Origin of the sequence: Bacillus sp. S14(2024) (genome assembly GCF_050473785.1) — a bacterium.
GTDB classification, from domain to species: domain Bacteria; phylum Bacillota; class Bacilli; order Bacillales; family Bacillaceae_G; genus Bacillus_A; species Bacillus_A yunxiaonensis.
The window spans coordinates 3,414,551-3,429,511 of the sequence record NZ_JBFLUP010000006.1 but is presented as its reverse complement, the minus strand read 5'-3'; the positions used below and the strand labels follow the sequence as shown (position 1 = coordinate 3,429,511).

Below are 14,961 nucleotides of genomic sequence, written 5' to 3'. Positions count from 1 at the left end.
GTTAATGCAGGATAAATTTGTTATGTTTCGACTGATTAAAGTTTCACTTCACGTGTATGTAAGTGGTATGAGAGACTGAATAAGTTATGTCAAAATGAATAAAAAACCAACAAAAAATGCAAAGAAAATAATCTCACCTGCTCTATCTTTGAAGCGTGAAAATTGGCTTATCCTCTCTATTTTTTAAGCAAGAAATTTTTGGCTCGAAAATTGCATGAATATTTAAAAAATAGAAAAAGGAGGGTTTGGAATGCGATATAGCATATACACGGTTTATTGAAAGCGTTTTCTGTTTAATTATCAAACTTTACATGGAAATTAGATAGAGAAAGTAGGAGGAATGATAGGTGGGAAAAGAAGTTAGTTTAAAACGTTCATTAGGACTTTGGTCAATTGTCATGCTAGGTGTCGGGTATATGACACCGATGGTGGGGTTTGATACATTTGGAATCGTTTCTGACAAAACGGGCGGGCATGTTCCAGCAGCTTATCTTATTGCATTAGCAGGAATGTTATTTACAGCTGCAAGCTACGGCAAAATGGTAAAGGTTTTTCCGACTGCGGGATCTGCTTATACTTATACCCAGAAGACAATTAGTGCAAGGCTTGGATTTCTTGTTGGATGGTCAGCGTTATTGGATTATTTGTTTTTACCAATGGTAAATGCGCTATTAACGAGGATTTATATGTCCGCACTTTTTCCAAGTGTTCCTTCTTGGTTATGGGTTGTTGGATTTGTCCTACTGATTTCGCTGGTAAATATTATTAGTGTTAATGTTACTGCTAATTTCAATACATTCTTAGTAGTGTTTCAAATATTAGTAATGGTTGTGTTTGTATTTCTTGTTATAAAAGGATTGATAGCAGGAGAAGGAACTGGAGAAGTTTTTTCCATTCAGCCGTTTTTTCAATCAGATATACACATATCATCGTTAGTTGTGGGGGCCACAATTCTTTGCTTTTCATTTTTAGGTTTCGATGCGGTAACTACATTTTCGGAAGAAACACCAAACGCGAAGAAGACAATTCCTCGGGCTATTTTTCTTACCGCTTTAATTGGCGGAATTTTATTTATTGTTACTACGTACTTCACACAATCTTTTTTCCCAGATGCATCCCTATTTAAAGATCAAGAATCAGCAGCGCCAGAAATCGCGCTATACGTTGGCGGAAAATTATTTCAAACTTTCTTTTTAGTAGGAACATTTATGGGAACATTGGCATCAGGTTTAGCTTCTCATACAAGTGTGTCGCGATTATTATACGTAATGGGGCGAGATAATGTAATCCCGCAGAAGATATTCGGATACATTCATCCTCGCTGGCGAACTCCCGTATATAACATTATTATTGTAGGAATTATTTCACTTTCCGCTATATTTATCGATTTAGAAACAGCAGCATCTCTTATTAACTTCGGAGCGCTTATTGCATTTACATTTGTTAATCTATCTGTAATTGCCTACTATGTGATAAAGCAAAAAAGATATAAAACAGTAAAAGACTTTTTTAATTTCTTAGTTCTGCCTATTTTAGGAGCAGGTACAGTAGCTGTGTTATGGTTTAATCTCAATATTAATTCGCTTATTCTTGGACTTAGCTGGGCTGCTATTGGAATTGGTTACCTTTTATATGTTACGAACATGTTTCGATCGGCTCCGCCGCAAATGCATTTTGAAGAAGTACAGGAAATGTAAAATAACAAAAGACATCGGAATTTTTCCGATGTTTTTTATTTTGGAGATTTTAAAATCATGCAATATTGCATAAGCCATTCAACAATTCATAAAGAACGAGAGAAAATTTGTAAATCAGCGCCAGAGAGAGGGCTGAAAAGGGAATATAAACATTATATTTTTATTTGGCATGATTATTGCTTTATAAAACTAGTAAAAATATATAAATGAGGTGTTATCGTGGCAATTCAATCAGAAAAAAATACAACTCAATCTATACAGGGAAAAGTTGAGATTGAAAATCCTTTAGAGGAATTTCAGTCTATATTACAAGAGGCGCTCCAGATTTTACGTTATCCAGAGGAAGTATTTGAATTTCTGAAAAAGCCGATGCGCTTTTTAGAAGTAAGTATTCCTGTTCGAATGGATGATGGAAGAACAAAAGTATTTCAAGGGTATCGTGCCCAGCATAACGATGCAGCAGGGCCAACAAAAGGTGGTATTCGATTTCATCCAGATGTTACAGCTGAGGAAGTAAAAGCACTTGCTGGTTGGATGAGCTTGAAATGTGGAGTAACAGGTCTTCCATATGGAGGGGCAAAGGGCGGGATTATTTGTAATCCGCAGGAGATGAGTTCTAGGGAACTAGAGTTACTTAGTCGCGGTTATGTAAGAGCAGTGAGCCAAATTGTTGGGCCTACTAAAGATATTCCAGCTCCTGATATGTATACAAATGCTCAAATTATGGCTTGGATGCTAGATGAATATGATCATATTAGAGAATTTGATTCCCCAGGCTTTATAACTGGAAAACCATTGATGCTAGGAGGATCGCAAGGGCGGGAAACAGCTACTTCTAAAGGAGTATTCTATACACTTCAGTTGGTGAGTGAGATGAAACATATTCCACTCCAAAATATGCGAGTAATCATTCAAGGGTTTGGAAACGTTGGAAGTTATTTAGCAAAATATTTATATGATATTGGTGTGAAAGTGGTAGGAGTATCTGATGCTTTAGGTGGCATTTACAACCCAGATGGTTTGGATGTTCCTTATTTACTAGAAAATCGAGATTCGTTTGGAGTAGTATCAAACCTCTTTAGTAAAACGATCTCTAACCAAGAGTTGTTAGAAAAAGAATGTGATGTACTCATTCCAGCAGCAATTGGAGGAGTGATTACAAAACATAATGCAGAAAGGCTTGGATGTAAGATTGTAATTGAGGCCGCAAATGGTCCGACAACAAAAGAGGCAATCGCAATGTTAGAAGAGAAAGACATTTTGGTTGTTCCAGATATTCTGGCAAATGCTGGAGGTGTTATTGTTTCTTATTTTGAATGGTGTCAAAATAACCAAGGGTATTATTGGACAGAGCAATATGTCGATCAATGCTTAAAGGAGAAAATCACATCTAGTTTTTCTGATGTATTTAATACTTCAAAACATTTTGGAGTAAATATGAAAATTGCTGCTTATATAGAGGGAGTTCGTAAGATTGTAGAGGCATCGCGCCTAAGAGGTTGGTTGCATTTTTAACCTTTTAACAAAGGGAGGAATAAAATGAAGCTTGATATTTTATTAGAAGAAATTGAGAGACAACCGATTGGTTATTATTGTATCGTGTCGAATTGTCATCGATATGATATAGCCGTTACGTATTCACAGCAATTTTTGGGAAAAGCAATGGTTACTTCTATTCAGAATGGAAGAATGATTCTATTAAGTCAAGAAGATATTGAACAGGAACAATATTGGGCACCTAAGTTAGAGATTGAAGCAGAAGATGTAGAAGATTTTCAAAGTTTTTTCCGTATGATTCTTCAGCCACAAATGTTGGCAGAACAATATTAATAGAATAAAAGAAGGGAATGATTCATTTTGTTTTATGAGATCGTTACGAGCCCGTGCTATGGAACGGTTGAAAAAGTGGCTATTGATAAGGACTCCCGAATTTACGAATGGGAACCCCTGTTTGCTATTAAAAATATGAATGGTGAGCTGGAAGTAATTAAAATGGGATGTAGTGGGGAAGTACAATCTTTAGAAGTAGAAGCAGGAGATAAGGTAATTCCAGGGATGGTATTAGCTTATATTCAAGAAGATATTTTAATTGGTGGTAGTGATTAATTAGAGAACAAAAAGGAAGATGGAAGCATTCATCTTCCTTTTTTTAATAAATAAAGATTATTATCAGATTAATTAAAAAAATCTGTTTTTAGTGATACAATACAAGTTAAGTAGTTCAAAGGAGGGGTAGCGGAATGTTTTCCATTGCTCATAAAAAAATTAGACAGATTGTTTCTCTACCTATTGATCAACCTGAAAAGGAATGGAATATAGATGTTACAAATATAAAAGAACCTTTTCTGTTTTTAAAAAGGGATGATCAATTATTTGCATACGTCCATGTAAAGGATCTGCTATCAAGAAATGAGGAATTAACTGCCGGGGCATTACTTTCAAATGCTGTTTCACTAGATACAATCTGTCACCTTAGTAAAATTATTTCCTTAACAGCTCTCTTTCAAATTATTGGGGCGCCCATTGCGATTGTGAAAAATGAAATAGGAGAGTTAAAAGGATACATAAGAAGAGAGGATGTTTTTGCAGAATTATTTAAGCAAGAAAATAAAAGTGTAGATATACTAAAAATCATTTTAATGTCTATTCCTATGGGGATTTTTGTGGTAGACAGGGAAAAGAAAATTGTAAATTGTAATGAATCTGGTTTAAAGATGATTAAGTCTACTTCTGAAAAAGTACTGAATGTACCAGCAGAACAGATTTTTAATGGGGAACATATTAACAATGTATATGCAACGGGGAAAACGATTTTAAATCAGTTACAAATAACAAATGAGATGGGAGTATTAGTTGATTACAGCCCGATTCCTAGCCTCGATCAAAGTATTGAAGGAATGGTTATTATTGTACAGGATTTACCAATGGTTGAGGATATGGCCATGGAAATTGAACATATAAAGGATTTAAATAAAGATTTAAACGCAATCTTATCTAGTATTTATGATGAAATATTAGTAGTTAATCATAAAGGGGAATTAATTCGTTATAGTGAAACCATTATCAATGATTTTTGGGGAGGAGATTTAAAGGATCTTTTAGGGAAAAATCTTTTAGATTTAGAGCGAAAAGGTTTATTTAGTCCATCTGTTACTCGTTTAGTACTAGAACAAAAGAAAAAGGTATCGGTTGTACAAGAAACAAAAAGTGGTAGAAAAATATTAGCGGTTGGAAACCCTGTGTTTAATGAAACTGGAGAACTACATCGTATTATTATTGCATCAAGGGATATTACAGAGGCAACGAGATTAAAGACGGAATTGCATGAGATGAAAAAGATATCTGAACAATATAAGAAGGAATTGGACAACTTTAAAAATAAAGATCGTTTTCTTAAGAAACTTATTTATTGTAGTCCGAAAATGGAACAAATTATTAATCAAGCTAAAAAAATAGCTGATTTTTCTTCTAATGTTCTTATTTCTGGAGAATCGGGTGTTGGAAAAGAAGTAATTGCACAAGCCATTCATCAACTGGGAAATCGATCTTCAAAGCCGTTTTTAAAATTAAATTGCGGTGCAATTCCAGAATCATTATTGGAAAGTGAACTGTTTGGATATACGAAAGGTGCTTTTACCGGTGCTGATAAAAATGGAAAAGAAGGATATTTTAAGCGAGCGGATCAAGGAATTTTATTTTTGGATGAGATTGGAGAAATGCCTTTACATTTGCAAGTGAAATTACTTAGGGTGTTACAAGAGCAAGAAGTAATTCCAATCGGAAGCACGGTACCTACGAAAATAAACGTTCAAATTATTGCGGCCACAAATAAAAGTCTCGAAAAAATGGTCGAAGCTGGTACGTTCCGTGAAGATTTATTTTATCGCTTAAATGTAATTCCATTGCAAGTTCCCCCGTTAAGGGAACGAATGGAAGATGTTCCAGTACTCGCATTTCATTTCTTACAACAATTAAATGAAAAATATAATAAAAACTACCATTTAACTTCTGATGCACTGAATTTACTAGAATTTTATTCATGGCCGGGAAATGTACGAGAATTACAAAATATGATTGAACGTTTAGTAGTATCAGCAGATGAGCCAGTTATTGAAGCTGAATTTGTTAGCAAATTTTTAACCCCTGGTTATGACTTTAAAAAATCAAAGCCAGTTATTACAAGGGTCTTACCATTACAAGAAGCTTTACATTCTGTAGAAGAGCAATTAATCTTACTTGCGATGAAGCAGTATAAAACAACGACGAAGGCCGCAAAAGCTCTTGGAATTAGTCAATCTTCGGTTAGTCGTAAATATCAAAAAATCATGAACGAAAAGGAAATAGCAGTTGATACAATTTCATATTTCTAAAAGAGAAAGGAGAAGTTTGCATGGACTACTCCTTTTTCTTTGTTATCCCGCTATTCGCGGGCAGTAAGCTCCCTACCTCAAGATTGAGAGAAAGCATTGTCCAGTTCCAGTGGCTAGAATGTTCGGTGGCTTCACTTCTTCCTACGAGGTAAAAAACACCTCTACGTCAGAAGCTCCATCCCCCTCACATTCTGGACGAGCCACTTCCACATTTCTTTGTTGTCCAGCTCTAGCGGCTAGAATCTCCGGTCGTTTCGCCCCCTCGGACGAGGCAAAAAGCACCTCTCTGTCGGGTGCGCGGGCGTCCTGCGATTCTGGGCGAGCCGCTTCCGCTTTTCTACAGAAGATAGGTGGGGGATAACTGCTGGCATGCGCCCGATTGGTTCAACTAACCTTTTGGAGAAGAGCACTCCAAAAGGAAGTTTCACTTTATTTTTGTTGTAATTATGCAAAATGTAATAACCTATGCAAAAACGCATAGGTTCGTATGTTTTATTTGAAGAAATAGTCAGTTTTTGTATGATTACTTGGTATTTTAAATGTTGGCACAATTATTGCTTATATAATATATGAACGATCGACAAAGGGGGATTATATATAATGCTAGATTTAAAAATGTATCTAAATGGTGAATGGAGAGAGTCTAGTAATCAAGAGAAACGATCTATTATTAACCCTGCGAATGGCAAGGTTATCGCATATGCGCCTGAAGGAACGATCGAGGATGCAAAAGAAGCAATAGAAGTGGCAAGAGCGACTTTTGATAGCGGAATTTGGTCAGAAACATCCGCTGCTGAAAGAGCATTTTATTTATTTAAAATAGCAGATGAAATTGATAAAAATAAGGAAGAACTTACACGTCTTGAAACAATGGATAATGGAAAAACACATCGCGAGGCAGAGGGCGATATTGGAGATGCGGCAGCTTGCTTCCGTTATTATGCTGGGCTTATTACAAAACCAGATGGACAAACATATCATGTAGCTGATCCAATGCAAGCTATGGTAGTCAGAGAACCAGTTGGTGTTTGTGGATTAATTGTTCCTTGGAATTATCCGTTATTAATGAGTGTATGGAAAATTGCACCTGCTTTAGCGGCTGGAAATACGATTGTATTTAAACCGTCTGAGGTTACACCAATCACTGCAACCAAGTTATTTGAAATCTTTGAGAAAGTAGGATTGCCAAAAGGTGTCGCGAATATGGTGATGGGTGCTGGCCCAATAGTAGGAAATGAGATTGCAGCAAGCGGTAAAGTAGATATGGTTTCTTTCACAGGTGGAACGAAAACTGGAAAACACATTATGAGAACAGCGGCAGATAATATGAAAAAGATTTCGCTAGAACTTGGCGGGAAATCTCCAAATATTATTTTTGCAGATGCAGATTTTGAAACTGCTGTTGATTATGCTTTGTTTGGTATTTATGCAGGTACTGGACAAGTATGTTCAGCGGGATCAAGAATCCTTGTAGAAGAAAGCGTTTACGATAGATTTGTTAGTAGTTTCGTAGAACGTGCAAAGCAAATTAATGTTGGACCTGGTGATAACCCAGAATCAGAGATGGGCCCACTTGTTAGTCAAGAACATATGGAAAAAGTATTACGCTATATTGAGATTGGAAAAGACGAAGGAGCGGAAATTGCTTGCGGAGGAAAGCGTATTACAACGGGTGGAAAAGGTGATGGTTTCTTTATTGAACCAACAGTCTTTGTCAATGTAAAACCTGATATGCGTATTGTGCAGGAAGAAATTTTTGGTCCTGTTGTAGTTATCCAAAAGTTTAAGGATGAACAGGAAGCAATTGAGCTGGCAAACGGTACAGATTACGGTTTAGCTGGAGGCGTATTTACAGTTGATGGCGCAAAAGCGATGCGCGTAATCCGCAAGCTTCGCGCAGGGATTACGTGGATTAATAGTTATCATCCAACATACAACGAGGCGCCTTGGGGCGGATATAAGCAAAGTGGTATCGGTCGTAGTTTAGGAACGTTTGGTTTAGAAGAATTCCAAGAAATTAAGCAGATTAATATAAATCTAGAAGTAGAACCAATTGGTTGGTTTGCAAATAAAAAGACTATAGGAGTGAAATAAATGGTAACGAATGTAGAAAATAAATTCAATGAGCAGGATGTAAACAATTCAAATGTAAATGATTATATTACGAAAGTACTGCAATTAATTGAAAAAGAAAAGGTCTCCGAAGAAGAGGCTAACTGGATTCAAAAAGAAACAGTAGATGGGTTTAGAGAGCATGTCAATCCTGGTTTTCTTGCATATAGAAAAACAGTAACAAAAGATGGGCAATTTGCAGCAGTAGAATGGTCTGATGAAGGATCTTGCTTCATGGATATCAATGGTAAAAAATATATTGATTGTTTAGGTGGATTCGGGATTTATAATGTTGGACACCGTAATCCGAAAGTGGTAAAAGCTGTAACGGATCAATTAAAGCGTCAAGCATTGCATAGTCAGGATTTACTAGATCCACTCCGTGCGATCCTTGCGAAGATTCTAGCAGATATTACACCTGGTGATTTGAAATATGCTTTCTTTACAAATAGTGGGACAGAAAGTGTAGAGGCAGCATTAAAACTAGCAAAAATGTACAGCGAACGAACAACTTTCATTTCAACAACACGTGCCTTCCACGGTAAGAGTCTTGGATCTTTATCTGGAACAGCAAAAGGAATGTTCCGTAAGCCGTTCTTACCATTAATTCCAGGATTCCGTCACGTTCCATTTGGTGATATCGAGATGATGAGAAAAACATTTGAAACGTGTGCATTAGTAGGAGAAGATGTTGCAGCTGTTATTTTAGAACCAATTCAAGGAGAAGGCGGTATTATTTTACCTCCAGAAAATTATTTGAAACAAGTAAGAGAGCTTTGCGATGAATTTGGATCCTTGCTTATTTTTGATGAAGTGCAAACTGGAATGGGACGTACAGGAAAAATGTTTGCTGCAGAATTATATGACGTAGTACCAGATATTATTTGTCTTGCGAAGGCATTTGGCGGGGGCGTAATGCCAGCAGGTGCAATTGTTGCCAAAGAAAAAGTATTTAAAAGTTGGTTTGAGAACCCATTCATGCATACGACAACATTTGGTGGAAATCCACTTGCATGTGCTGCTGCAATTGCAACAATCCATGTATTATTGGAAGACAAATTACCTGAACGAGCTGCGGAAGTTGGAGAGTATTTCTTAAACGGGTTGAAAAAGGCTGCGGAAGGACACGAAGACAAAGTATTTGAAATTCGTGGTCAAGGTTTAATGATTGGTATCGAATTCCATAAAGATGAAATTGGTTATGAAGTATCGAAGGCAATGTTTGATCGAGGCATCCTTGTTGCAGGAACGTTAATTAATTCAAAAACAATTCGTATTGAACCGTCTCTTACAATTAGTTATGAAGAAGTAGATATGGTAATTAATACTTTCGAATCAGTGTTAGCACAAGTAAAAGTACAATAATCATTCTATACAATAACGTGTAAAAACAAACCAGTAAAACCACCATGCTTATGTTCACTCTAATTGGTTTTACTGGTTTTTACTATAGGAGGAGAAGGGGTTGGAGGGAGCATTACACGGAATCAAAATTATTGATTTATCTCGGGTTCTTGCCGGTCCTTTTTGTACGATGATTCTCGGTGATTTAGGAGCAGAGGTAATAAAAATTGAGAATACTGGAAATGGCGATGATACAAGAGGATGGGGGCCACCTTTCGCAGGAGGAGAAAGCGCTTACTTTCTTTGCGCGAATCGTAATAAAGAGTCGCTTACATTAAATTTAAAATCACAAATGGGAAAGGATGTTTTGAAAAAACTTGTTTCTCATGCTGATATCGTTGTACAAAATTTCAAACCTGGAACACTTGAGAGAATGGGACTTGGTTATGAAGTGTTACAAGAGGTAAAGGAAGATATTATTCTAGCTTCTATTAGCGGTTTTGGCCAAAATGGTCCTGCTTCACATCTTCCTGGATATGATTATATGATTCAAGCGATGAGTGGACTTATGAGCATAACAGGAGGAAAGGATGAAGAGCCTGCAAAAGTAGGAGTTGCGATTGCAGATGTGCTCACAGGTCTTTTTACGTGTATTGGGATTTTAGCCGCTTTGCAGCATCGAAATAGAACAGGAGAAGGGCAAGAAATTGATATTTCTTTATTTGATTCACAATTAGCGGCATTAGTAAATGTAGCAAGCAATTATTTGTGTACAGGAGAATTGCCAGAGAGACTTGGAAACCAGCATCCGAATATTGTTCCGTATCAAGTATTTCAGGCGGAGGATGGAGATCTAGTTGTTGCAGTTGGAAATGATGAACAGTTTCATAAGTTTTGTTTGTTACTTGGTAGACAAGATTTATCTCGTTTAGATCGCTATAGAACAAATGCAAATCGTCTTTTGCATAGGGAAGAACTTGTAGACATGATTGCAAAAGAAATGAAAAAGAAAAAGAAAGAGGACTGGAAACAACTTTTGGATGAAGCAGGGATTCCAAATGGACCAATTCTCAATGTGAAGGAAGCGTTAGAAACAGAGCAGGCGGTTTCGAGAGATATGACAATTCATATGGAACATCCAACCATTGAAAATCTTACACTTGTAGGTTCACCATTAAAACTTGCAAAGACACCAGTACGGATGCAGAAACATCCGCCACTCCACGGAGAACATACAGAACAGATTTTGAAAGAACTGGGGTATTCGCAGGAAAGCATTACGGAAATGAAAAAAAAACAATGGATCTAGGAGGCAGTACAAATGAATTTTTCTTTAACAGAAGAACAACAAAGTGTCAGAAAAGTAGTGAGATCATTTGTAGATAATGAAATTATTCCATACATTAAAGAATGGGATGAAAAAGGACATTTTGAAGAAAAGATCTTGAAGCGTTTAGCTGAGTTACAGTTTATGGGCGTTTGTATTCCAGAGCAATATGGCGGTGTTGGTATGGATTATAATACACTTGCTATTGTCTGTGAAGAATTAGAACGTGGTGACACAGCTTTCCGTACAGCTGTATCTGTACATACGGGATTAAATAGCATGACACTTCTTCAATGGGGAACAGAAGAACAAAAACAAAAGTACCTTGTTCCACAAGCGAAAGGTGAAAAAATTGGGGCGTTCGGTTTAACTGAACCAAATGCAGGATCAGATGTTGTTGCTATGCAAACAACAGCGGTAAAACAAGGTGATTACTACGTATTAAATGGATCTAAAACATGGATTTCTTTATGTGATGTTGCAGACCACTTCTTAATATTTGCAAAAACAAACCCAGAATTAAAGCATCGCGGTATTTCTTGTTTTATCGTAGAACGAACATTTCCTGGGGTATCAACAAAAGCCATAAAAGGAAAGCTTGGTATTAGAGCGGGCAATACAGGAGAAGTATTTCTAGATGATGTGAAAGTGCCGGTGGAAAATCTTCTTGGAGAAGAGGGAGAAGGATTTAAAATTGCAATGGCATCATTAGACAACGGCCGTTTCACAGTAGCGGCAGGGGCGTGCGGGCTTATTCAAGCAAGTTTAGAAGCGAGTGTAAAGTATTGTGAAGAGCGGAAAACATTTGGAAAAGAAATTGGAAAACATCAGCTTGTACAGCAAATGATTGCGAAAATGTCTGCGAATCTTGAAATATCACGTTTATTGGTCTATAAAGCAGGATGGTTAAAAAATGAAGGGAAACGTAATACACAGGAAACATCTTTAGCAAAATGGATTGCTTGTGATGCTGCATTTGAAGCGGCAAATGATGCAGTGCAGGTGCACGGTGCTTATGGATATTCGAATGAATTCCCAGTAGAACGATATTTACGAAATGCAAAAGCTCCAGTTATTTATGAAGGAACACGTGAAATTCATACGATTATGCAAGCGGAATACGCACTTGGATATCGTTCTGATAAGGAACTTCGTAACATGTTACCGAAGTGGCCTTTTGAAGAAACTGAGGCAGAAGTGGTAACGAAATGAAGTGAAACTTCCATCAGTGGGATTCTTTATCCTCAACTGATGGAAAGCCCACTTAATCGGGCGCATGCCAGCAGTTATCCACCATCTATCTTCTTCACTTTTCTTTGAATCTCAAGATAGGGGTCTTACTGCTGGCGAATAGCGGGACAAAGTTAAAAAGAAATTAATCCAATTGTGTTAAATGGTTTACGTACTCATACGAAAAAACATGATTTTTTCTCTGTAAGAGGGAACGGTTATGTAAAAGCAACGAATGTTTAGAAGTTATTGGATAAGGAGTTTATTTTTGATTTTTAATATAGCAAGATGAAGAAAAAGGCTATCTCCTTCTTGGAGACAGCCTTTTTCTTCATTTGGTAAGTAAGATTTATAGTTTACATAATATTTTGATCGAATTTCATTATTTGGGTTTCTTTTTTATCAATTTTTATATTTGTTATAATAACGCCGAATATAGTTATTATCCCTCCTAGTATTGAGAAAACAGTAGGAATTTCTCCAATCCATATCCAAGAAATAATAATTGCTAGAGCGGGTGTTAAGTATAAAGAAGTTGTTGCTTCGGATGTTCCTATACGTGATATGATATAAGCTAGAGCAAAATAAGGAATCATAGTAGGAAAGAGACCTAAATAGACAACGCTAAGTGTTGTTTCTATAGATGAATGCATAATTCTTTCTCCTAATCCTGGGAGAAAGAGAAGCATGAAAAATGTACCAGACCAAATTGTATAGGAAGTAAATGCAAGAAACCCGTATTTATTTAAATATCGATTTTGAAATACAAAGTATATGCTTTCTGAAAAGGATGCTAGAAGAATTAATAAAGCTTCAATGTTCAACGTAAAATGACCATCTTTTCCTAATGAAAGAATAGCGACACCACAAAAGCTAATAATAGATCCAATCCAGCCCCGAAGCCCAAATCGTTCATGCAGAAATAAAGAAGCTAATATGGATGAAAAAATGGGAGAGGTAGAAACGAGCAGGCTTGCAGCACCTGCATTAATAGTTGCTTCTCCGGCACTTAGGGCTACATGATAAACAGTAAACCCTAGCAAACCTAATACGAGAATAATAGGGATATCTCTCCATTCTGGTAGCTGCATGCGAGTCAATATAGCGAAGATGATAAGTGCTAGCGAAGCGATTAATAGGCGAAGCAAAACTAAATGCCCAGGATTATAGGATTCTAATCCGACTCGTATGGCTGGAAAAGCGGAAGCCCAAAGAAAAATTGTAGCCCCATAAGCAGTTATGATTCGAAAATCCAATTGTTTCTTCATATTTTCACATCCTTATCATGTTAATTGATTTTCATGTTAATAAGGATTTAGTAAAATGTCTTCAACCAATTGTGTTGTTTTAAAAACCAACCAAATGTAGGTGATTTTGATGGAGAAGGAAAATAGGAAGTTAAGTAAATCTTCACATCTCCCTTTGTATCAACAAGTTGTTGTATATATAAAAAATAAAATTATAAGCGGGGAATGGCCAATAGGAAGTAAACTTCCGACACAACGTGAGTTTGCTAAATTGTTTGGTGTAAATCGAAGTACAGTTGTTACAGCTTTAGAAGAATTAAAAGCGGAAGGGTTAATCGAAGGGAAAATGGGGGCTAGTACAAAAGTAGTCAATAATACATGGACATTACTAGCAAATATCGCCCCTCCTAATTGGAATAAGTTTGTTAAAACAGGGTTTTATAAGCCAAATCAATCGATCGTACAAGAAATTAATAAAGCAGAGTCAGATTTAAACATAATTCAATTAGGAAAAGGCGAGCTTTCTTCTGAGTTGTTTTCTGTAGAAAATTTACATACTGTTATGCACCGCTGTATAAACCGTATTGATTCTTTAGGATATGAAGTACCGAAAGGACTTTTACCATTACGCCAAGAATTAAGCAAATATTTAAGTACAATAGGGATCACTTGTTCACCCGACTCCATTTTAATTGTTTCAGGCGCTCTACAAGCGCTGCAACTCATTTCAGTTGGACTGTTACGCCAAGGATCAACTATTCTTCTTGAAGAACCATCTTATTTGTATTCTTTACATATTTTTCAATCAGCAGGAATGAAATTTTCCGGTCTTTCAGTAGATAATCAAGGGTTAATACCGAGTGATATTGCTACAAAAAAACAACGAAATCAGTCGATTATATATACAATTCCTTCTTTTCATAATCCGACAGGTATTGTTATGTCAGAGAAAAGACGACAAGACCTTTTGCAAGTATGTGAAAAAGAGAATCTTCCCATTATAGAAGATGATGTTTATCGAGAATTGTGGATTGATACTGCACCGCCTTTACCACTAAAAGCAAAAGATAGACATGGACAAGTTTTATATATTGGTAGTTTTTCTAAAACATTGAGCCCTGGATTAAGAGTAGGATGGCTTGTTGGTCCTGAACCTGTTATCGATCGTTTAGCCGATATTAAAATGCAAATTGATTATGGGTCCAGTTCATTATCACAATGGGCAGCTACTGAATGGTTATCAAGCGGTTTATATGCTAAGCATCTTAGAGCGGTTAGAGGAAATCTTACTATTCGTCTCCATACAATGTTAGAAGCATTAGAGAAGCATTTACAAGGAATTGCAACTTGGAATATTCCTAAAGGTGGCTTTTTTATTTGGGTGAAGATTCTTCCAGCTATATCAATGCAAAAACTTTTTGAAACAGCACTTGACGAGGGAGTATTGTTTTATCCAGGGAGTATATATAGCTCAGCATGCACTCAGTATTTGCGACTTTCCTACTCCTATGCATCTTTGTCTGATATAAAACAGGGAATTTACCGTATTTCTCAAATTGTTAAGAAGTTAATGTAATGTTGTACATTTGGAAGTTTCACTGTATTATTTTTTGTGGAGATTTTTACGCCGAATC

At 36.5% G+C, this 14,961-nt stretch carries 11 protein-coding genes and 1 pseudogene; 11 read left to right on the top strand and 1 reads right to left on the bottom strand.

Annotated features, from left to right (window positions below; all coding sequences use genetic code 11):
- The first annotated feature begins 347 nt into the window (after nucleotides 1-347).
- From AB1279_RS17510 to AB1279_RS17465, 10 genes and pseudogenes are all read left to right on the top strand, one after another.
- Nucleotides 348-1,697: an APC family permease gene (locus AB1279_RS17510; protein WP_429760079.1), complete on the top strand. Its 1,350-nt coding sequence runs from the start codon at nucleotides 348-350 to the stop codon at nucleotides 1,695-1,697.
- 219 nt (nucleotides 1,698-1,916) lie between these two features.
- Nucleotides 1,917-3,212 carry a Glu/Leu/Phe/Val family dehydrogenase gene (locus AB1279_RS17505; RefSeq protein WP_429760077.1) on the top strand — a complete coding sequence of 432 codons (1,296 nt, stop codon included), beginning with the start codon at nucleotides 1,917-1,919 and terminating at the stop codon, nucleotides 3,210-3,212.
- Between the two features lie 24 nt (nucleotides 3,213-3,236).
- Nucleotides 3,237-3,527: an SAV0927 family protein gene (locus AB1279_RS17500; protein WP_429760075.1), complete on the top strand. Its 291-nt coding sequence runs from the start codon at nucleotides 3,237-3,239 to the stop codon at nucleotides 3,525-3,527.
- A 27-nt stretch (nucleotides 3,528-3,554) separates the two neighbouring features.
- A complete protein-coding gene (locus AB1279_RS17495) occupies nucleotides 3,555-3,803 on the top strand; it encodes a hypothetical protein (RefSeq protein ID WP_336482651.1) in 249 nt (82 codons plus the stop codon).
- A 134-nt stretch (nucleotides 3,804-3,937) separates the two neighbouring features.
- Nucleotides 3,938-6,067, top strand: coding sequence for a sigma 54-interacting transcriptional regulator (locus AB1279_RS17490; RefSeq protein ID WP_429751182.1), 2,130 nt, complete (start codon nucleotides 3,938-3,940; stop codon nucleotides 6,065-6,067).
- 600 nt (nucleotides 6,068-6,667) lie between these two features.
- Nucleotides 6,668-8,161: an aldehyde dehydrogenase family protein gene (locus AB1279_RS17485; RefSeq protein ID WP_429760074.1), complete on the top strand. Its 1,494-nt coding sequence runs from the start codon at nucleotides 6,668-6,670 to the stop codon at nucleotides 8,159-8,161.
- Entirely contained in the window at nucleotides 8,162-9,544 is a 1,383-nt protein-coding gene (locus AB1279_RS17480; RefSeq protein WP_429751178.1) for a putrescine aminotransferase, read from the top strand.
- A 100-nt stretch (nucleotides 9,545-9,644) separates the two neighbouring features.
- Nucleotides 9,645-10,832 (top strand): CaiB/BaiF CoA transferase family protein, encoded by a 1,188-nt coding sequence (locus tag AB1279_RS17475; RefSeq protein WP_429760072.1) that lies wholly within the window; start codon nucleotides 9,645-9,647, stop codon nucleotides 10,830-10,832.
- 12 nt (nucleotides 10,833-10,844) lie between these two features.
- Nucleotides 10,845-12,062 (top strand): acyl-CoA dehydrogenase family protein, encoded by a 1,218-nt coding sequence (locus AB1279_RS17470; RefSeq protein WP_429760071.1) that lies wholly within the window; start codon nucleotides 10,845-10,847, stop codon nucleotides 12,060-12,062.
- A 156-nt stretch (nucleotides 12,063-12,218) separates the two neighbouring features.
- A pseudogene (locus tag AB1279_RS17465) lies at nucleotides 12,219-12,323 on the top strand (ribonucleotide-diphosphate reductase subunit beta); the annotation flags it as partial.
- Nucleotides 12,324-12,436: 113 nt separating this feature from the next.
- Here the strand turns inward: AB1279_RS17465 and AB1279_RS17460 are convergent.
- Entirely contained in the window at nucleotides 12,437-13,348 is a 912-nt protein-coding gene (locus AB1279_RS17460) for a DMT family transporter (RefSeq protein WP_429760069.1), read from the bottom strand.
- Nucleotides 13,349-13,457: 109 nt separating this feature from the next.
- Here AB1279_RS17460 and AB1279_RS17455 point away from each other — a divergent pair, with 109 nt between their 5' ends.
- A complete protein-coding gene (locus AB1279_RS17455) occupies nucleotides 13,458-14,903 on the top strand; it encodes a PLP-dependent aminotransferase family protein (protein WP_429760067.1) in 1,446 nt (481 codons plus the stop codon).
- The last annotated feature ends 58 nt before the right edge of the window (nucleotides 14,904-14,961 follow it).